Here is a 20,185-nt window from a genome sequence, read left to right as displayed (position 1 = left end):
CCTGCTGAGGAATGTGTTGCACGCAGTCTAGCGGGACATGGACGTGGATGAAAGAAGGTACATGCGTGATACTGGGAGCCAGATAGTTGGATCGAGACGAACTTCTCCAATATTCGCAGACCGTGTGCGACGGCCTGCGAGACGATGATGACGCGCTGCGGCGGGAGGTGCTCGCACACGCCGGCAGTCGTTGGTCGCTCGGTGTCGTCCACACGCTCGGCGTGTACGGCAGGCTGCGCCATGCCGAAATCGGCGAGCGCATGCACGGGGTGACTCAGCGCATGTTGACGCGTACGTTACGACAACTCGAACGTGACGGCCTGGTGCTCCGTCACGATTTCGAAGAAGTGCCCCCTAGAGTCGAATACGAATTATCCGATACGGGCATGGACCTACTCGTTCGCATGGTCCCGCTGTGGACCTGGATCGTCGAGAATGCGGACCGCTTCCGGGAAGCGAGGCGGAGTTTCGACAGCCAGCACCGCGACGCGAACTCGTAGCTTGCCGGTTGTCGATTCGCATTCCCTACGTCCCTGACGGGGAGAAGGATTGGTGCCTCCGAGTGAGCGGCTTGTCGCGGCCGCGCAGGAAATGCCGCGCTTCGATTACGCGTATTTGTCACCCACCGTACTGCGAATCGGATGGGTGTCGTAGACGATGATCATCCGCTCGATGCGCCCGTCGTCGTCGAATTCGAAAACATCGACACACTCGAAACGCACCGCGAATCCATCTTTCAGCCCCCAGTCATAGACGAAGTAACCGGTCGCACGTCGAGCCCCCGTCGTGCTGACGCAGATGTCGATGGGCGTTATCTTGCTTGCTCCGGACGCGGCATTGACCTTCGCAAAGAATGGTGCGGCGTTCATCCAGCCGAGAAACGGCGAGAAGACCTGGGCGTCCGGCGTGAACAACGCACAGATCGCCGCGACATCGCCGCGCTCCAGCTCCGCGAGATAGTTGCGAACCTGCCGGGTGTATAGTGCTTCCGACGATGAGACCATCTTTTTTCTCCGATCATTCGTTGACAACGCCGCGCGTTCGGACGGACGCGCATCCGGTATAGGCAAGATAGCGATGCCCCGATGACCGAACAATCGAAAAATCCGCAACCCGGGTATGCAACCTATGCATACCCATTGGTCGACCTGACGCGGCCGCTGCCGCCGCTGACAGCGTTCCAGTCGTTCGTCGCCGCGGCGCAACTCGGGAGCATCAGCAGGGCCGCCGACCATCTGTGTCGAACGCAGGGTGCGGTGAGCCGTCAGGTCCAGCAACTGGAATCGCACTACCGGTGTGCACTTTTCGTGCGCCATGCGTCAGGGTTGACGCTGACGGCGGAAGGAAGCGAACTGTTGACCGTGGCCGTCAGCATACTCACGCAACTCGTTCAGCACGCAGACATTCACGCCAAGGCAGCGCCTGTCGTCACGCTGCGGTTGCCATCCACGTTTGCGCTTCGCTGGTTGCTTCCACGGCTGGCGGACATCAATCACGCGTTGCCCGGAACAGAATTTCGCATCTCCACCTCGGCGAACGACACGCCGGATTTCACGACACCCGACGTCGACGCCATCGTTGTGCGTGGAACCGGGCAGTGGCCGGGTATGGACGCGGTGCCGTTGTTTGCCGAGCGACTCACGCCGATGTGTACCAGCGAAATGGCCGCATCGCTTGGCTCGGCAGCCGACCTTGCTCATGTCACATTGCTCCATCCCGGACACGGCCACGAGGAATGGCGATGCTGGCTGGAAAGCGTTGGGGCACGGCAGATCGACGCGAGCCGTGGGCTCGTTTTCGATACCCTCGAACTGACGCTCTCCGCTGCGGCGGAAGGGCATGGAGTGGCAATCGGCGATCCCCGGATGGCGAGAGACCGCCTGCAGGCGGGGACACTGACGACGCCCTTTGCCGACGTGGCGCAAAAAGGCTTGTCGTACTTTATCGTCTACCCTTCCCAACGAGCCGCACAATCCAAGATTCGTGCCCTCGCTGACGTCTTGTTTCGGCTGGCGCAGGAAGACTGATCGTTATCGGGGAAAACGGTTCTGTACTGCGACTTCGCAGTTGCCAGGTGACGCGATCGCGAACACCGCCAATGCCAGCGTTCAAATCTTTGATGATCACGTTACGCGTCGCCAATCGGGCCGCCGAAGCAGGTCGACATGTTTCGACAGGGCAGAGTCTCATAGCTGAGCGGAACTGACGTTCGGAAGTCTGCCCGAGTGCGAGGTCGAACAATCGCAGGTGTCCGAGAGCAGCCGGACGCAGTCGGCCCCGGACGTCCCGCAACACTGCTTTCCCAGCATAGGTTACTGAGCTTGAGGCAGAGAGCGTCCCGCCTGAACTCAGCGCTTCGACCGGACGAGCGGTGCGTCGACAATCGGTCTAGAAATCAGGACGTTACCGCTGGAACGCTTGGTCCACAACGCGAGTTGACAAATTTAATGCGGGCGTTGGCGAATTGAAAACATTATTTTGGTGAGACCGTCAACAAAGTCGTCAACTCAGGCTCCAGATGCCTTGAAGCATATGGATTCTAGAGTGACAAAATTAATCTGCGCGGACCTCGTCGCACAAACCTGTGGCGCGCATCATCAGTATCCAGACGGTTTCATGCTGTTCCTGGGCACGATGTTCTCACCGATCCAGGATCGCGACGCGCCCGGCGGCGGATTCACGCATCACCTGGGCGATCGCGTCGCCATCTAGACGCCCATGCTCGGCGCACTCGTCAATACCGTGCGGCTTTGCACGGAAATTGCGCCCTGGACCTTCGGCGTGCGCGCCCTGTACGCCGAGCAGGCCACATGCGGCGTGCTCGGCGCCTGAAGCGGCGAGACTCGACGGGCAGCGGGCCGACGGCAAGGCCACGGCCCCGCAGCATCTGTGCGCGGTGGCGAGTCGTGATCGACGCAAGCCGTATCGATGCCAGGGGGCACCGGCCGGCGTTCATCCACGGCGCCGGGCCGTCACCGCTTATGAACGACCGAGTCGAGCACGAAGCTGGTCGTCATGTTCTGCACGCCGTCCAATGCGCTGATGGTCGCCCAGATGTCGCTGATGCGCTCATGCGTAGCCGCCTCTACCTGCACCAGCAAATCGACCTCGCCGCTGAGAACCGCGCAGTCGCGCACCTCGGCGATCCGCTCGATTGCGGCAAGCACGTCCGCGCCGCGCATCCGGTCCTTGCGATAGACGAGCATCACGGCACGCACGGGTGCGACATCGTCGGGCAACGCGAGCCGCACCGTATAGCCTGCAATGATCTTCAGCGCTTCGAGCCGGTCGATCCGGTGCCGGACCGCCTGCCTGGACAAACCGATCCTGTCGGCCAGCACCGCGAGCGGAATCCGCGCATCGGCACACAATGCGTCGATGATCTTCTGGTCCAGGCCATCGATCTTCATTGGCCGGACCCGGTGTGCCCGGCATTGCGCGCATCGACCGCGTCGCGCAATGCCGCGATGTGGCCGGGGCCGATTCCGCAACACCCTCCGACGATCTGCGCACCGAGCGCAAGCCACTGCTCCGCCCATTTCGCATAGCCGGGCGGATCGATATCGCCGCGCAATACGTCGAGTTCCTCGTTCGCACGCGCATCGGCGCGCTGCGGTGGAAAGGCGTTCGCATACGCGCCGATCATCAACGCCGCTCCCGCTCCCATTCCCGCGAGCGTACGCTGCACTGTCTCGATCGCCGCACCCATCGCCTCCGGCTGGCTGCAGTTGAACAGCAGCGCCCTCGCACGCGCGGACACGGCGGCGTCGATGGCTTCGTCGAGTGCCTGTCCCGATCGCAGTACCGGCCCGGCGCCCGTGTCGGCGCCGACATCGTCGCGCAGCGTGAACGACACCCAGAGCGGCTTCCGATTCGCACCGAGCGCGCGACGGACGGCGTCGATCTCGCCGGTCAGGCTCTGCGTCTCGGCCAGCCACAGGTCGACGTACGGATCGAGTCCATCGACGAGCGTCGCCAGAATCGCATCGGCACGCGCCGCGTCGAACAGGTCGGGCCGATACGAACCGCCGGTCGGCGGAAGCGATCCCGCGACGCGTACCGGCCGCACTGCGCGATCCGCGGCTTGCCGCGCGAGTTGCCCGGCAAGTGCCGCAAGCGCGACACCATCGCGACGGAACCGCTGCTCGCCAATATGGAACGGCACGACCGCATAGCTGTTCGCGGTGATCACGTCGGCGCCCGCCGCGATGAACGCGTCGTGCGCGAGGCCGACGTAATGCGGCGCTTCCATCAGCGCGAGCGCCGACCATTCCGGCTGCCTGAACGGCGCCCCCATCCGCGCCAGCTCGCGCCCCATGCCGCCGTCGAGTACCGTGATGCCATGCATATTCCGTGCTCCGTCGTTGCAACCCGGGCCGCTCGCGCCCGGATCGATTCAAAGGCCGGCGCGGCCCGTCCGATGCGTCGAACGGCCCCGCGCGCCGGTCCGTGTCAGATCTGCTCGAGCGCCTGCGCGATATCGGCTTTCAGGTCGTCGACATGCTCGATGCCGACCGAATAGCGGATGAAGTTGAGCGGGATGTCGGCCGCGCGCATTTGCTCCGCCGACATCGTGCCCGCCCACATGGATGCCGTATGGATCGCGAGCGAATCGACGCCGCCGAGATTGCCGGCATTCAGCGGCAAGCGCAGCGCCTCGACGAAGCGCTGCGCTTCGCCATAGCCGCCCCGCACGCCGAACGCGACCACGCCGCCGAAGCCACGCATCTGCCGGCATGCGAGTTCATGTTGCGGATGGCTGCGCAGGCCCGGATAGAACACACGCTCGATCTTCGCGTGCGCCTCGAGGAATTCGGCGAGCGCCTGGGCGTTCGCATTGATCCGCTCGACGCGCATCGGCAGCGTGCGCAGCCCACGCAGCAACAGCCACGCGTCCATCGGCGACAGCACCGAGCCGAGCGTGATGTGCGTATGCCAGATCTGCTCGGCGAGCACGCGGCTCGTGCAAATCACGCCGCCGGTCAGGTCGTGATGGCCGCCGAGATACTTGGTCGCGCTGTGCACGACGATGTCGACACCGAGCCGATGCGGCTGCTGGTTGACCGGCGACGCGAACGTGTTGTCCGCGAGTGTCAGGATGCCGCGCGCCCTCGCGACCTCGGTCACCGCGGCGATGTCGGTCACCAGCAGCAGCGGATTGACCGGCGACTCCAGCACGATCAGCCGCGTGTTCGGCCGGATCGCACGATCGAACGCGGCCGCGTCGGTCTGGTCGACGAATGTCACCTCGACGCCGAACCGGCGCAGCATATCGTCGAGCATTTTCGTCGTGCTCATGTAATGGCGCGTCTGGCCGATCACGTGATCGCCGGCCTTCACGACACTGAGGATCGCGGTCGCGATCGCGCCCATGCCGGACGCGGTGACGAGCGCGGTCTCGGTGCCCTCGAGCTCCGCCATGATCGCCTTCACGCGCTCGTGAACCGGATTGCCGTAGCGCGTGTAGTTGCGCGGATGCTGCGGCACGCTCGACATCTCCGCGAATTCCTCGCTGCCGGCCGCCTTGAACACGGCCGAATAGTGGATCGCCGGCGCGACCGACTTCTCGTCGGTCACGTCGCGGTCCGCAGCCAGAGCCAGCGTTTCAAGCTTGTATCCCATTTCGTCCTCGGATCGTTCGTTGTGTCGCGCTCATGCAGTGCCCGTCAAGCACGCACGCTACCCAGATGGCGATTCAGCCGCCCTTCGACGCGTTTGAGCACGGTCGACAGCACTGCCGTGATACCGACGTACACGATGCCGGCCAGCATCAGCGCGTCGGTCGTATAGGTTTCGATGGAGATGCGCCGCGCGACACCGGTCAGGTCGAGCACGGTGATCGTGCTGGCGAGCGCGGTCGACTTGAGCTGCAGCACGATCTCGTTGCCGAGCGTCGGCGCGACGATGCCGATCGCGCGCGGGACGACCACGAACCAGGTCAGCATGAAGCGGCTCATCCCGAACGCGAGCGCGGCTTCCTTCTCGCCGGCGGGCACGCCGGCTATGCCGCCACGAATGTCTTCCGCCATATAGGCCGCGAGGTTGAGCGTTAGCGCGCACAATGCGCACGAGAACGATCCGCCGACCAGCAGCCACAGCGGCGACGCGCGCACGATCGAGAACTGCGCGAGCCCGTAATACAGCACGAAAATCTGCACCAGCAGCGGCGTGCCGCGAAACACCGACATGAACAGGCGGCTCGGTACCGACAGCCACCGGCGCTCCGACGTACGCGCGACGGCAAGCGGCACCGCGAGTGCGAACGCGAACGTGCAAGACAGCACCAGCAGTTGCAGCGTGATCCATACACCGCGCGCGACGTCCGGGCCGGACTGCGCGATGAGGGAAAGGAAGTCGTTCATCGCATGGCCCTCGTCAGGTGCGTTGTGCGTAACCACGGCCCGCGATGCGCTCGAGCCACGCGAATACGGGGTTTGAAGCGGCGAGAAAGCCGAAGTAGACGATACCGACCGTCACGTAGAAGACGAATGGCTGCTTGGTGAATTGCGCGGCGATGTTGGCCTTGCGCAGCATGTCCTCGAGCCCGACGATCGACACCAGCGAGGTGTCCTTCAGCAGGTTCTGCCACATGTTGTTCAGGCTCGGCAGGCAGAGGCGCCACGCCTGCGGCAGGCGCACATGCCACAGTGTCTGCAGGCGTGACATTCCATACGCGCGCGCCGCCTCGATCTGTCCGGCCGGCACCGCGATGAACGCGCCGCGGAACATCTCCGACGCGTAGGCGCCGAACACCACGGCGAGCGCGATCACGCCGGCGGAAAACGGGCTGATGACGATGGCGCCATCGAATTGCGCGTTGAGCAGATGCGACAGCCCGAAGTAGCAGATCAGCAGGATCAGGAACTCGGGAATGCCGCGCAGGAAATTGGTCAGCGCAAAGGTCGCATGCGTAAGCCAGCCCACGCCCGACAGTTTTGCCGATGCACCGGCGATGCCGAGCAGCATGCCGACGCACAGCGCGGCGAGCGCGAGTTCCAGCGTGACGAGCGCACCCGCCGCGATCTGCGCGCCGTAGTTCACCAGAATGTCCATCGTGATATCGCTCCTTGTGAGGCCCGGATCGCGCAGGCCGCCGTGCTGCGGCCGCGCGGTCCCGATGCGCGGCTATTGCGGCGCGATGCTGAACGGGAAATAGCGCTTGTTGGCGGCGGCGAACGTGCCATCCGCCTGCACCTGCGCGATCCCCTTGTCGAACAGCGCCTTCAGCGGCGCGTCGCCCTTGCGTACCGCGATCGCCGTACCGTCGCCGAAGATCTCCGCATCGGCGATCGGCTTGCCGACGAAGTCGAAACCTTCCTTCCTGCCGGCCTTCGTCAGCCAGTCGTACGCGACCGTGTTGTCGGCAAGCACGGCATCGACACGTCCGGCCTCCAGGTCGAGCCAGGCCTCGTCGAGCGTTTGATAGACCTTCACGTTGATCCCCGACTTGCCCGCCGGCAGGCGGCGGCGCAGATAGGATTCGTGGGTCGACGCGGTCTGAACGCCGATCGTCTTGCCGCGCAGCGTGGCCGCGCCATCCGTGATACCCGAGCCCTGCTTCGCGACGAACTGCACCGGTGCCGTCGTGAAGATGCGCGTGAAATCGACCGACTGCTCGCGCTCGGGCGTCTTCGACATCTGCGCGAGCACCGCATCGATCTGCTTCGCCTTGAGCGCCGGAATCAGCGCGTCGAAATCCATCGTCACCCACTGGCACTTGACCTTCATCGTGTCGCACATCTTCTTGCCGATGTCGATCTCCATGCCCTGCAGCTTGCCCGATGCATCCTTGTATTCGAACGGCGCGTAATCGGCGAGCGTGCCGACGCGCACGACCTGCTCGGCATGCGCGACCGATCCGAGCAGTGCCGCGCCCACGCACAGCGACTGAAGCAGCTTCTTCATGGTTTCCCCTCCGGTTGGCATTGAATCCGCATCAGATGATGCTGGACAGAAACTTCTGGAAACGCGGCGATTTCTGGCTCGCGAATACCTCATCGGGACTGCCGTCTTCCTCGATTCGTCCCTGGTGAACGAAGACGACGCGGTTCGCGACTTCGCGTGCAAACCCCATTTCGTGCGTGACGACGAGCATCGTGCGTCCCTCGTCGGCCAGCGAGCGCATCACTTTCAATACTTCGCCGACGAGCTCGGGATCGAGCGCCGACGTCGGTTCGTCGAACAGCATCACGTCGGGATCGGTCGCGAGTGCGCGCGCGATCGCCACGCGCTGCTGCTGGCCGCCCGACAGCTGGTTCGGATAGTGCTCGCACTTGCCGGCGAGTCCGACCCGATCCAGCATCGCGATCGCCTTGTCGCGCGCATCGCGCTTCGACACGCCCAGCACGCGCACCGGCACGAACATCACGTTCTGCAGCACGGTCATGTGCGCCCAGAGATTGAACTGCTGGAACACCATCGCGAGCTTGCGGCGCACGCGCATCACCTGCTGCGCGTCGGCGGCGACCAGCGCGCCGTCGCGGCCCGCCGGCTTCAGCGCGAGCGTTTCGCCGTTCACGCAGATCCGGCCACGGTCGGGCATTTCCAGCAAGTTGATGCACCTGAGGAACGTACTCTTGCCCGACCCGCTGCTGCCGAGGATCGACACGACCTCGTGATTCCGCGCGGTCAGCGAGATGCCCTTCAGCACCTCGACACCGCCGAACGACTTGTGAATATCCTCGACCACCAGCGCGTCCGCCGCCGGTTTGCATGCAGGAATTGCTGCTGGCATCCTCGACTCCTTCTTCGATACGTTGCTCACCACACCGCTCCGGTTCGCGCCGGCCCGCCAGGCGCCGGCGCTTGCGCATCAGCTCGACAGCCGCCGGTTGCGCCTGAAGCACACCACCTTCGGCTGTGTCATTTCCGTCATCGCGAACCGAACGCCTTCGCGGCCCAGCGACCCATGCTTGAATCCGCCGAACGGCATGCCGTCGAAGCGGTAATCGGACGAATCGTTGATCATCACGCCGCCCGCCTGGAGTCGCTCGGCCGCGCCGAGCGCCACCTCCAGCCGGCTGGTGAACACGCCAGCATGCAGGGCGCTCTCCGACGCGTTGGCCGCGTCGAGCGCCTGCTGCAGGTCGGTGAATTTCTCGATCGTCACGACCGGGGCGAACACCTCGTCGGTCCATACGCGCGCGTCGTGCGGCACATCCGCCAACACCGTCGGTTCGTACAGCGCCCCGCGCCGCCGATGGCCGGTCAGCACCGTCGCACCGCGCGACACCGCTTCGTCGACCCAGCGTTCGACGCGGATCGCCTGTTCCTCGCCGATCATCGGCCCCATGTCGGTCGCATCGTCCAGTGGATCGCCCACGACCATCTTGCCGGTCAGCTCGACGAAGTAGCGGACGAACGGCTCGTACGCGGCGTCGGCGACGAAGATCCGCTGCGTGCCGATGCAGTTCTGTCCCGCCGCCCAGAACGCGCCCGACACGCATGCTTCGGCGGCATCCTTCAGGTCGGAGTCGGCCATCACGATCACCGGCGCATTTCCGCCGAGGTCCATCGCGATCTTCTTGAGTCCCGCCTGGCGCGTGATGGCCTCGCCAGTCTCCGGACCGCCGGTAAAGGTCACCATCCGGATCCGCCGGTCGCGCACCAGCGCAGACGCGATCTCCGCGCCGCCGTGCACGATCTGCAGCGCGTCGCGCGGCGCACCGGCTTCCCACAGAACCTCGACGAGCGCCTGCGCGGACAGCGGCGCAAGCAACGAGGGCTTCAGGATCAGCGCATTACCGGTCGCAATCGCCGGCCCGAGCTTGTGTGCAACGAGGTTCAGCGGGTCGTTGAACGGCGTGATCGCGAGAATCACGCCGAGCGGCTCCAGCGTGTAGTAGCCGCTGCGATCCTCGGAGCCGGGATAGCCGTCGAACGGGATCGTCTCGCCGGTCAGCCGTTTCGCTTCCTCGCCCGACAGGCGCAGCGTGTTCACGCAGCGCGCGACCTCCTTGCGGGCCTGCCGCAACGGCTTGCCCGCTTCGAGCGCGATCGTGCGTGCGAACGTCTCCGTGCGCGCCTCGACGATCGCTGCTGCGCGAAACAGGATGTCAGCCCGCCGGTTGCGCGGCATGGTCGCGGCCGCATGCGCCCCTTCGAGCGCGCGCTCGACGAGGCCCGGTGCCGCATCGAGGGGCGACAGCCGAACCTGGCCGACGATCGCGCCGTCATACGGCGACCGGACATCTGCCACGCCGGCCCCCGTGCAGCCGGTCATCACCGCATCGCGCGCGCTCATGCGGCCACCTCGTGCGACACGGCGCCGATCCTGTCGGCGAGTTCGATCAGGTCGGACAGGATCGCGAACGCCGTTTCCTCGCGCCCCGCACCGGGCCCGCTGATCGTCACGCCGCCGAGCACGTCGGTGTCGAACGTGATCGCATTCGTCACGCCGCTCGCGGCACGCAACGGATGGCCGGCAGGCAGCTTGCGCGGCTCGACACTCGCGGTCACGGTGCCGTGCGGATGGCGGACGGCCGAGCCGATCAACCGCCAGGACATGCCCTCCGCCGCCGCCGCGCGCACGTCGTGCTCGGTCAGCTCCACGATGCCGCGGCACGTCACGTCGCCACGCGTGAGGCCAGCGTTCCACAGCGCGTTCGCCAGAATCACGACCTTCAGCTGCACGTCCGACCCGTTGACGTCGGCCGCGGGGTTCGCCTCCGCATAGCCGCGTTGCTGCGCATCCCGGATCGCCGCATCGAAGCTCGCGCCGGCCTCGACCTCGCCGAGCACGTAGTTCGACGTACCGTTCAGGATGCCGGCGAAGCCGTTGATGTCGCAACCGCGCAGCGAGGTCGCAAGCTGCCGCAGCACCGGCGTGCCGCTCATCACCGTGCCCTCGTACATCACGCAAGCACCCGATTGCGCGGCGATCCGCGCCAGTGCCGGCTGCGCGAGCGCGATCGGCCCCTTGTTCGTCGTGATCACGTGCTTGCCGCATTCGAGTGCGGTACGGCAATGCGACAGCGCGGGCTCGCCGGTGTTCGGATCGGTGAAGGTCGCCTCGATGACGACATCCACGTGGTCCGACGCAATGGCCTTCAGCACGGCGCCGAGGCCGACGTCCGACGACACCAGCGTGCCGGGATCGCGGCGCAGCGCTTCGGCATCGACGCCCCGCCGAGCGGTTTCGTCGAGGACGTCCAACGAGATACCGCGAGGATTCGTCGCGATCCCGAGTCGCAGATCGGCGACCATCGTCACCGATACGTCGAGTTCCGCCGCACCCAGCATCGCGCGCTTCTTTTTGAGCAGTTCGACCAGTCCCTGATTGACTCCGCCGAAACCGACCAGTGCCAGTTTGAGTTCCATCTTGATCATCTCCTGTTCATTGACTACAGGAAACATGTTAGTTATGCGAATTGATCGACAAATTATGCGTTTCGACGGATTCGGGCAGTCACGCGTTGCGGTTTGTCACGCGGGACGGACGGATCGGCCGTCGCCGCGCGAACCGCGCTCGTCAGGCAGCGGACGGTGCGTCGTCGCCGTCCTTGTCGACCGGCACGAACAGCCCGACCTTGACCGCGCTCAGCACGACATTCGTATTGATCCGGCGAATCATCGGGTTGCTTTGCATGATCCGCGCGGACAGCCGGTCGTACGCCTCGACGTCGCGTGCAGTGATGATCGCGATCAGGTCGACGGAGCCGGTCACGTAGTAGATCTGCTGGATTTCGTCATGCGCCTTCGACCACTCGCGGAACCGGGCGACCGTCTCGTAGTTTTCGCGTTCGATCTCGATCGCCGCAATGAACGTCATCGGCCGGCCGACGGCCGCGCGATCGACCACCGCGATTTCCGCCGAGATGATCTTTTCGGTGCGCATGCGCTTCAGCCGCTTCTGCACGGCGGACGTGGACAGGCCGATCCGTTCGGCGATGGCGTCCGCAGTGGCGGTGCAATCGCGCTGGACGATATTCAGGATCTTGCGGTCGAAGGTGTCGAGTGGATCGGTCATGGCGTGGCTTGCCGGAGAACGGGGGCTTGCGTCAAAGATAGAAAGGGCGAGTCGACCTGAGCCCGACCAGATGCCGGACACTGTCGAACGCGGTGACGAGCGTTTCGCGCCACTGCGCCGCCGGGCCGCGGATGCATACGGGGGCGAAATGGATCGTGTCCACGCCCGCAGGAATACGGAACGGACGCTCGATGCCGTCGTCCGATTCGGTCACGAGTGCAGTGCCGTCGACTTCGGTCAGGCTCATCAACAAATGGACGGTGGCACTCGCACCAAACAGGTCGTGCAGGGGCGAATCGTTCGCGGACAACTGCTCGAGCAACGGCAGTTCGTACGCGCCGGGCCACCAGGCATCGTGCTCGTCGAGCCACGGGCCGACTGCCGGCATGCCTACCATCTCGAGGATCCGGTCCGCGCAGAGATGCGCATACGCGCGACATCGGCCGGCCCCATCGGTCGAAGAGCGCACCAGCGAGCCACCGTCGCTCGGGGCGGCGTCCGTCAACACGACGCTCGCAGGTTTTAGTCGGCCGAGCATTTCAGCCGTGCGTGCCATCGACCGGTGCCCTTCGCGGGAACTCTGTGCGTGATCCGGGACGATCCTGCATACCCACTTCGGACCATCCCGCATGGCGGTGGGAACGTCGCCGGCTCGGACTTGAGCGGTTCGCCTGCGGGCGTGTTCAACGATGACGATTGGCGTGTCCGGCATACAACTCTCTCGTGCTTGAGGGGCCGCGTCGTAGGGATGCTGGCGCACTTCGTGGATTGGCTGAGATGTTCGGGGCTGAGAAAATAATATCGCGGAGAAGCGACCGAAAAAATCTCAACAGCCGTAAATTTCGACGTAAAGCGTCAAAAAATCCGCACATCCGGCCGTTTGGCATCCAGTTCGGTCTCGACAGCTCCGGTCAGGGTACGGGCTGGAAGACGACGACCTCCTGGACGCAGGCCAACACGCTCGGCGGCCGCCCGATCGCGCGGGGCGAATCGGCTATCGGGCTCGGGTGACTCAAACCATGAAGCCCCCCCCAACGAGTACGGTGATTGCCTGAGCATCGGGTCGCCGAGGCAGCCCACAATCATGGAGGGAACGCGCCGCTTGCACCACCACGCTCAGTCGGGGATCGGATGATCGAGGGCTCACAGCAGGCCATCCATCGAGCATGCGTGTCGGCAATGAGTTGATACCCTATTCCGCTTACATCGATACGCTGAGCTAGATGCCTTCCTGCAGTTGCAAACCCACGATGCCCACGACAACGAGGGCAATGCAGAACAGCCGCCCGAGCAGGACGGGCTCATGGAACCAGACGATGCCGACCAACGCCGTTCCCGCTGCACCAATTCCTGCCCATACGGCGTAAGCGTCTCCCAGTGGGAGAATTTTTAATGTGAGACTCATTAGCCACACGCTCAGTACGGCCGCCACGATCGATATCCCGCCGGGCAGTGCTTTTGAGTAGCTGTCAGAAAGCTTCATCGTCACGGAGAAGACAACTTCCAATAAACCGGAAGCGACAACGATCGACCAGGCGGCAAGCGGACTAGAGACGACAAACATGGGGTCTACCTTCAGATTGGATGTTGTCAACAGGGCCACCTCCACCCTCATATGCGTCCAGACAAAGTCACATTGATCCAGACTGGCAGTTCGGCCGCCTCAATAGGCGGCGAAAAGAGATACCCTTGAGCGACTTGGTAGCCCCGTGCCTGAAGTATCTGTCGCTGAACGTCGGTTTCCACGCCTTCGGCAACGATCGTCAAATGTAGCTTGGCACAGATGTCGGCGACCGAGTTGACAAGCGATCTCGCATTCTCGCTGTTTTCAACGTTGCTGATAAAGCTCTTGTCCAGCTTCACCTCGTTCACAGGCAACCGCCGCAAATAGCTGAGGCTCGAGTACCCCGTACCGAAATCGTCGATCGCCATATTGACGCCGAGGGAATGAACGTCTTGAATAGTTGTCATTACGCTATCCGTCGCGTCGAGCAACACGGCCTCGGTGACCTCAAGCGTCAACTGAGAAGGCGCAAGTTTGTACGTCCCCAGCAGACTGCTTACCAGGGAAGCGAACGCAGGATCGCGAAACGCCGTGGGCGAAATGTTGACCGATATCCGGGGAACATCTAGACCGGCTTCGCACCATTGCGCCAATTGCCGGCACGCCTCGGTCAATACCCATCGATTGAACTCCGCAACCAGTCCGCACTCCTCGACAAGCGGGATGAAATGGTCCGGCGCCACGTTGCCAAAATCACGATGAAACCAGCGCGCAAGCGCTTCGACTCCGTACAAACTATCATCATCCAGACGCACCTGAGGCTGATAGTGAAGTTGCAACTCCCCCGCGACGAGGCTGTCGCGCAGTGCCAGCCCGAGCTTCCGGCGCGCCTCCCTCGCACGCATCAGTTCTGGCTCAAAGACTCGATACTCGTGGTGTCCGGCGAACTTCGCCTCATACATGGCCATGTCGGCATGCTGCATCAACGCACCAATGCTCTCGCCGTGCTGCGGAAAGATCGCGATGCCCATGCTCGCCGCGGGCGTCAGGTTCGTGTCACTAATCTGGACGGGCTGGCGCAACCTGTTCATCGTTCGTTCCGCAAAGTCGAGCGTCAGTTCAATGTCGGCCGGTGACAGAACGATCACGAACTCATCGCCCGACAGCCGACCGACAATATCCGTATCGCGCAGGTCAATCTTGAGGCGCTGTGCAACTTCGCTCAGCAAACCGTCTCCCGCCGCGTGCCCCAGCGTGTCGTTCACCTGCTTGAAGCTGTTGAGATCGACAAACATCACCGCGAACGAATGCTGACTCGCGACGGCGGCGGCAAGCACCGACTCCGCTTGACTCATCAGCAGCTGTCGATTAGGTAATCCGGTCAGGCCGTCATAGAAGGCGAGACGGCGAATGCGCTCCTTGCTTCCTTCTCGCTCCAATGCCAACGCGCACAAATTCAGACTGGCGTCCACAAGCTCCTGATGAAGCGCACTGGGTTGGTGTGACTCGCGATAGTAGAACGAGAGCGTGCCGAGCGTGCGCCCATCGGTAGACCGGATTGGATGCCACCAGCACGAAGTGAACCCAAACGAGATTGCGAGCGCGCTGTGCGATGCGTAGGCTTCGTCCGGCGATGTGGTGGGAAATACAATGTGTCTGCCGAACGGGCCCGCAGCGATCCGCTCTACGAAGTCGGGGGCGATACGCAACCCATCAATCGCCCTCGCATATTCCATCGGCAAGCTTGGTGCCGCGAGCGTCCATAGCTTACCGTCGTCATCGATTCGTCTGATCGATGCCGTCACGGCCGGCGCGATCCGCTCTGCTTCGTGGCACACAAGTGTCGTAACATTGGCCAAAGGCTCTTCCCGTGCCATCGCGCCCAGCACCTTGCGCTGAAGCTCCTCGTGTATTTTCGTACTGGTAATGTCAGTCCAGATTCCGACGACGTTCTTGCATACGCCCCTTGCGTCGAACACCGGATTGACTGTGGCCAGGATCCATAACGGGTGGCCGCTCTTGCTATAGACGAGAATCTTGGTCTTAAAGCTCAGGTGAGCGCCCACCTTCGCACGAATATCACTGACCGTGCCGAAGTCCGAATAAGGCCCGACCACGAAGTCGGTCGGACGTTTGCCGAGTATCTCCGACATCTTGTACCCCAACATCTGCGTGAATCCCTCGTTCGCGTATACGACCCGGCCGTCCGGTGTGGTCACGACTGCGGCGCTATCGGTGTGATTCAATGCAAGCGACAGCAGGTTCAGTTTCTCCCTTCGTCTGGCGACGACGAACGCAATCGCGGTCGCGGCGAGAAGGATCGCCATGACACTTGAGGCGATTCCAAGAAGGCGGAAACGCTCGTGCATTGCATACACCGAAACCGCGCCGACAACCCTGCCGTATTGCAAGAATTGACGCTCTTCATTAAGGAACGCAGCCTGCACATCCTGTGTCGGCTGCTCGAGGAATCCATGCAGGTCGCCCGACTGAATGTATTCAACGAGCTGGGTCAACGCTCTACTGTATCGGTAGTATGCGTCTATCAGTGACCGGCTCCGTACACGGCCCTCCACGCTGTCATTTGAGCCGTGTTTGCGCAATGCATTTAGGAAAATCAAGAAAGAGCGGTCGGCTGCATCGATTTCGTTACGCGCGTGCTGCACGAAGGAAGACGGCACAGTGCCGGATAACGCCCACCGGGTAGCCGCTCGTGAAAGCGTAATGCGTGCGTCCGACAGGTGCTCGGTCGTTTGCATGATCGCGTCAACCTCGGTAATCGTCACATTCGACATAAATTCCACGTTTTCCCAGGTACGCGACAGAATCCAGCAACTGGCTCCGAGCGTAAGCAGTTGCAGAACAAAAATCGAAATCAAAACTAACCGGCGTGACAATCTGATACGGTTAAACATCAGAGGATTCCTTATGATTCGAAATATTTTTCAACTGCTTCCTCGATCGCATTTCATAACCCATTTCCCGATCTGAGACAGGTTTGATCAGTTGAATCAACCCACACATGCGAACCTCCTCTGACTACGCGTATTTCTCGTCCAGCGTACTTCGAATCGGATAAGTATCGTAAGAGGTCAGTTCAATCGCCGATATGACCTTGTCGCACAGGGTCAGCGCCAATTCGCACCAAAGTCGGCAGAACACGCGCGCAGCGGGACGACCAACACTAGAACCCTCGACCGTGCCGCCTGTTTATCCAGTGATGAAGCAGTTGCGGCAGCCGGTTCGACGAGCGCGGCTGTCTGCAGAACACCTGCGTTCATTTGTGCCACGACTTGCTACCGGTGTTGCGGCTATGGCTAGCGCAATTGCGCCCGGTAACAACGCGAGCTGAGAAAAAGCCGCATTCATGTCGTCGTAAAGAAATCCTGTACCGACCCACCATGCCCAGCCTGGAATGGCGACAGCATCCTGGAGTTTCGGCTCCACATCCGCGTCCGGACTGCGCATAATCACTACATCGACGAGCACGACATGCGCCCTTGCCATCCCGGCGCGGTAAACCTCCCTATCGGTCAGGCCGTCGGTGGTGCGGCCTCCCTTGGCACGGGTTCCAATGAACCTGACGCTCGAACGCATGAAATTGATGCCGTCGGAAGTGGCAACCCAGTAGTAGCCTCTCATATCCGCGTCGAGCGCTGACAATGCAGCTTTTGCCTGTTGCTGCGCCTGATCCTGAGTGAGCACACCAATCGTCTGCAACGCGCGGCACGAATAAGGAAGCTGTTCGCCCTCCATCAGAAGATCAATAGTCTCTTCGCGACAACTGTCGATCATCGCGTCGTACAGTATGTGCAGCGACATGCCACCAGCGACAGCGACAAGCGCCAGCAGTTTCGCGGACAAATCCACGCGGGGCCTCACGCCGTTAACCGTTTAGTTCGTATATCGACTGAGGTGGTCTAAACTTGAGCCGCATCTCATCAATAGTTAGCGTTTATGCGGACACTGCCGTTCCGCCGTCGATCGACCAGCGGCGTCAAATCGCACTAGACTCCCCTCTATCGCACTTGATCATTTGCTCCGGCGCCCCTCCGGTCGTAACCTCCAGTCCGGAATGCGAGCTCGCGATACCGTCTCCGCTTCGGTTGCACCGGTGTCGCGATTGCGCGAGCGTGATCGATGAGGACACCCGCGAGTGTGTGTCGATCGAAGCGGCCGTCGGCCTCTGCTCTGAGGACGTGATCCTACCGCCGTCGCGACTCATGTGAGCGATTCATAGACATCGGTTCAACTAAAATGAAACGATGTCTGTGAATCGCACAGGTCATCCCACGAGACCGTCATCTTCCGACGCGCCGTCTTCACACGACTACCCTTCCAATTTCCGCATCATGACCTCGTAAACAACGCGGCCGCGCCTTTCACGTCGACGTCCTAATCGCGATCCGCTCCAGTCGATAACCGTATCCGTAGATCGATGAGAGGCGGTAACCACTTTCCGGCCGCAAGCCCAGTTTCGTGCGCAGCGTCGAAATATGTGTGTCGATCGTTCGAGAAGAGACATCGGTCACCTGGTTCCACACGGTATCGATAATGTGTGCCCTCGACAGCGGGCTATCGACGCACTGGAACAACAGCAGTGCAAGATCGAACTCCTTCGGCGTGAGATTCGCTGCCCTACCGTCGACATACGCCTGCTTTTGCTTCATATCGAAACGGAAATGGTCGAATTCACGAGTGATGATCTCAACGCCGACCGAATACGCGCGTCGCAACAGCGAACCGACGCGAGCGCACAGGATTGTGCTCGACGCCGGCTTGACAACATAATCGTCCCCGCCGGCGTTCAGGATATGCGCAATCTCCGATTCCTCCCCCCGGCAAGTCATGAAGATGATCGGCAATCTGACACTGGACTGATTTGTGCGGACCCACCTCAGCACGTCCTCCCCAGACATGTCGGGCACGTTCCAGTCGAGTACCAGTAAATCAAACGTCTCTCTCTGCAAGCACCGCATTAATGCCTTTCCACGTGTAAATACATAGCACGTATGACCGGCCTCCCTAAGTGCTTGACTTACGAATTCCGCGTGAATCAACTCGTCATCGAGAATGGCAATTCTCATAGCATCTTTACAGTTTATTTTTTATCATATTTTTCAAAATAGAAACTGAATTGAAAATGGCAAATCCAACTCCAAAACGTATCCGGCCTTTTTAGTGACATCAGTCGTCAGCATGTTTGGCGCCATTCACCGGAACCCGATACCGTTCCCGGTCCTTACCAGCCATCCAGAGCGGCGTACGGCCTCGCCCGCACCATGTTTGCCCTGTTTCAGGATTCCAATACTTTGGCGTCAGCTTTTTTCTCTTTTGCGGTTCCTGCACTGCGCGCGGAGCAACGTCGATATCGAGGTGAAACTCCGCGAAGACTTGCCGGACGCGTTCAATCACGAGATTCACGAGACGTTCAGTTTCCACCGCTCTCTCCCGCTCGATCTCCTGGGTCAACTGCTCGTATTGTTCGAGCAACTTCTGATAGCGGCTCATGGTACCTCCCATTCTTCCACGATAGCGGATTCCTAACTATTCGACGCTTCGATATTCCATGACAATCCGCCGCGTTGTGAGGCGACCGGATCGTCGCTCGCCGTACGGCGTATCCTGCTTCGCCTACGATCCAGTCAAGTCGACTCCCATTGCCCAATATTCGATTTTCCGGGGATGACGGGAAAGCCCCCGCGCACTGGACGTCTTGCCTCTTCTCCATCAAGAACTTTCACCCCGTCCGTCCATCGTGACCCGCGAACACTGCATTAGCGCACTGCTGAGCGCGGAGAAACCGACCGCCACCGTAGTCTCTCGTCCAGCTTCGCAATTGAGCCGGTGTCGTTGACACGGTGGTGTTGCATAAAAAGGAGGATCGCACCTACGGCAGGATCCTCAACCTCAGACTCTCGCCGGAACGCACGAGGAATACATCCGGCGGTGGGTGTGGTCCGAGGACGGCCAGAAGTTACATCTCGGGCAGGACAATCTCGACGCGACGATTCTGTGCACGGCCTAGCGCCGTGTTGTTCAACGCGACGGGGCGTTCCGCCCCGTATCCGTGGATCTCAAATCGCCTCGCATTCAGTCCGTGTGCTTGCAGATAGCTCGCCACGGCCTGCGCACGCTGCTCTGATAACCGACGGTTGTAAGTGTCCGTGCCGAGCCCATCGGTATAGCCGCTGATGCCGACGGTTCCGAAAGTCATGCCCTTCCCGTTCGCGATCACCTTGTCGAGCTGCTGCATCGCCGCCGGCGTCAGTATCGCCTGGTTGAAGTCGAAGTTCGCGTCGCCTGACAGCGTCACTCGTTTCGGTATCGGCGCACCAACGGCGGCCGGAGGCGGCGCACCCGTGTCCACGGTAGATGCCTGTGCATTCCCGTCGCCGCACTGGAACACGAGCGTCGCGGGATCGGATTTGTCGCGCAGTGCGCGGGCCGAGTCGACGGCGCGCACGGGCTCTTCGCCGCAAATCTTGCGGGCGGCCTTCATGCAGGTTTGCGGGCCCGACAGCAGGCCGTGGCAGTCCACCTGGAAGGTGCGCACGCCGTCGCGCGGCTGCAGTTCGGAAGCGCTGAAGGTCGGGCCGGATGCGGTCGAGCACGCGGCGAGGGCCGTTGCGGAGAGTGCGAGCGCAAGAGCGAGTTTGTTCAAGGTTACATCCTCAATGCTTGGGTTGACTGAAGCCCGCCACGAGTGGCGC

General features: G+C 62.1%; 19 protein-coding genes and 2 pseudogenes. 3 read left to right on the top strand and 18 right to left on the bottom strand.

What is annotated here, in order from left to right; translation table 11 throughout:
• Positions 1-86 precede the first annotated feature (86 nt).
• Positions 87-500 (top strand): winged helix-turn-helix transcriptional regulator, encoded by a 414-nt coding sequence (locus KR541_RS30505; protein WP_050017718.1) that lies wholly within the window; start codon positions 87-89, stop codon positions 498-500.
• Between the two features lie 105 nt (positions 501-605).
• Here KR541_RS30505 and KR541_RS30500 read toward each other — a convergent pair whose 3' ends face one another.
• On the bottom strand, positions 606-1,004 hold the full coding sequence (locus KR541_RS30500) for a nuclear transport factor 2 family protein (protein WP_050017720.1): 399 nt from the start codon (positions 1,002-1,004) through the stop codon (positions 606-608).
• Between the two features lie 81 nt (positions 1,005-1,085).
• Here KR541_RS30500 and KR541_RS30495 point away from each other — a divergent pair, with 81 nt between their 5' ends.
• Positions 1,086-2,027, top strand: a complete 942-nt coding sequence (locus KR541_RS30495; protein ID WP_012337275.1) for a LysR substrate-binding domain-containing protein — start codon at positions 1,086-1,088, stop codon at positions 2,025-2,027.
• A gap of 535 nt (positions 2,028-2,562) precedes the next feature.
• Positions 2,563-2,832: pseudogene (locus tag KR541_RS30490) on the top strand (fumarylacetoacetate hydrolase); the annotation flags it as partial.
• A 140-nt stretch (positions 2,833-2,972) separates the two neighbouring features.
• On the opposite strand, the gene KR541_RS30485 reads toward KR541_RS30490, so the two are convergent.
• From KR541_RS30485 to KR541_RS30405, 17 genes and pseudogenes are all read right to left on the bottom strand, one after another.
• Positions 2,973-3,410 carry an Lrp/AsnC family transcriptional regulator gene (locus KR541_RS30485; RefSeq protein WP_050017721.1) on the bottom strand — a complete coding sequence of 146 codons (438 nt, stop codon included), beginning with the start codon at positions 3,408-3,410 and terminating at the stop codon, positions 2,973-2,975.
• Entirely contained in the window at positions 3,407-4,348 is a 942-nt protein-coding gene (locus tag KR541_RS30480) for a homocysteine S-methyltransferase family protein (protein ID WP_012337273.1), read from the bottom strand. Before KR541_RS30480 ends, KR541_RS30485 begins: the two co-directional genes overlap by 4 nt.
• 104 nt (positions 4,349-4,452) lie before the next feature.
• A complete protein-coding gene (locus tag KR541_RS30475; RefSeq protein ID WP_012337272.1) occupies positions 4,453-5,622 on the bottom strand; it encodes a trans-sulfuration enzyme family protein in 1,170 nt (389 codons plus the stop codon).
• Between the two features lie 44 nt (positions 5,623-5,666).
• Positions 5,667-6,362: an ABC transporter permease gene (locus KR541_RS30470; RefSeq protein ID WP_012337271.1), complete on the bottom strand. Its 696-nt coding sequence runs from the start codon at positions 6,360-6,362 to the stop codon at positions 5,667-5,669.
• Positions 6,363-6,375: 13 nt separating this feature from the next.
• Positions 6,376-7,053, bottom strand: a complete 678-nt coding sequence (locus KR541_RS30465) for an ABC transporter permease (RefSeq protein WP_050017722.1) — start codon at positions 7,051-7,053, stop codon at positions 6,376-6,378.
• A 72-nt stretch (positions 7,054-7,125) separates the two neighbouring features.
• Positions 7,126-7,905, bottom strand: coding sequence for an ABC transporter substrate-binding protein (locus tag KR541_RS30460; RefSeq protein WP_012337269.1), 780 nt, complete (start codon positions 7,903-7,905; stop codon positions 7,126-7,128).
• 31 nt (positions 7,906-7,936) lie between these two features.
• The gene (locus KR541_RS30455; RefSeq protein WP_012337268.1) at positions 7,937-8,734 is read right to left on the bottom strand and encodes an ABC transporter ATP-binding protein; all 798 of its coding nucleotides are present in this window, start codon (positions 8,732-8,734) and stop codon (positions 7,937-7,939) included.
• Between the two features lie 78 nt (positions 8,735-8,812).
• Positions 8,813-10,243 (bottom strand): aldehyde dehydrogenase family protein, encoded by a 1,431-nt coding sequence (locus KR541_RS30450; protein ID WP_050017724.1) that lies wholly within the window; start codon positions 10,241-10,243, stop codon positions 8,813-8,815.
• The gene (locus KR541_RS30445) at positions 10,240-11,319 is read right to left on the bottom strand and encodes a homoserine dehydrogenase (RefSeq protein WP_050017732.1); all 1,080 of its coding nucleotides are present in this window, start codon (positions 11,317-11,319) and stop codon (positions 10,240-10,242) included. Before KR541_RS30445 ends, KR541_RS30450 begins: the two co-directional genes overlap by 4 nt.
• Before the next feature lie 151 nt (positions 11,320-11,470).
• Complete coding sequence (locus KR541_RS30440; RefSeq protein ID WP_050017725.1) at positions 11,471-11,968, bottom strand: Lrp/AsnC family transcriptional regulator; 498 nt, start codon at positions 11,966-11,968, stop codon at positions 11,471-11,473.
• A 31-nt stretch (positions 11,969-11,999) separates the two neighbouring features.
• The gene (locus tag KR541_RS30435) at positions 12,000-12,680 is read right to left on the bottom strand and encodes a hypothetical protein (RefSeq protein ID WP_012337264.1); all 681 of its coding nucleotides are present in this window, start codon (positions 12,678-12,680) and stop codon (positions 12,000-12,002) included.
• A gap of 507 nt (positions 12,681-13,187) precedes the next feature.
• Complete coding sequence (locus KR541_RS30430) at positions 13,188-13,532, bottom strand: DMT family transporter (protein WP_012366583.1); 345 nt, start codon at positions 13,530-13,532, stop codon at positions 13,188-13,190.
• A gap of 47 nt (positions 13,533-13,579) precedes the next feature.
• The gene (locus KR541_RS30425; protein ID WP_050017727.1) at positions 13,580-16,387 is read right to left on the bottom strand and encodes an EAL domain-containing protein; all 2,808 of its coding nucleotides are present in this window, start codon (positions 16,385-16,387) and stop codon (positions 13,580-13,582) included.
• Positions 16,388-16,766: 379 nt separating this feature from the next.
• Positions 16,767-17,342 (bottom strand): annotated as a pseudogene (locus KR541_RS30420) (cache domain-containing protein); the annotation flags it as partial.
• A 512-nt stretch (positions 17,343-17,854) separates the two neighbouring features.
• Positions 17,855-18,559, bottom strand: a complete 705-nt coding sequence (locus tag KR541_RS30415; RefSeq protein ID WP_050017729.1) for a response regulator transcription factor — start codon at positions 18,557-18,559, stop codon at positions 17,855-17,857.
• A 100-nt stretch (positions 18,560-18,659) separates the two neighbouring features.
• On the bottom strand, positions 18,660-18,983 hold the full coding sequence (locus tag KR541_RS30410) for an H-NS histone family protein (protein WP_160300533.1): 324 nt from the start codon (positions 18,981-18,983) through the stop codon (positions 18,660-18,662).
• A 466-nt stretch (positions 18,984-19,449) separates the two neighbouring features.
• The gene (locus KR541_RS30405) at positions 19,450-20,136 is read right to left on the bottom strand and encodes an OmpA family protein (RefSeq protein ID WP_050017731.1); all 687 of its coding nucleotides are present in this window, start codon (positions 20,134-20,136) and stop codon (positions 19,450-19,452) included.
• Between the last annotated feature and the right edge of the window lie 49 nt (positions 20,137-20,185).

The organism is Burkholderia sola (assembly GCF_905400185.1).
GTDB classification, from domain to species: domain Bacteria; phylum Pseudomonadota; class Gammaproteobacteria; order Burkholderiales; family Burkholderiaceae; genus Burkholderia; species Burkholderia sola.
Note: the sequence above shows the minus strand (reverse complement) of the source record. Positions and strands in the feature narration are given on the sequence as shown.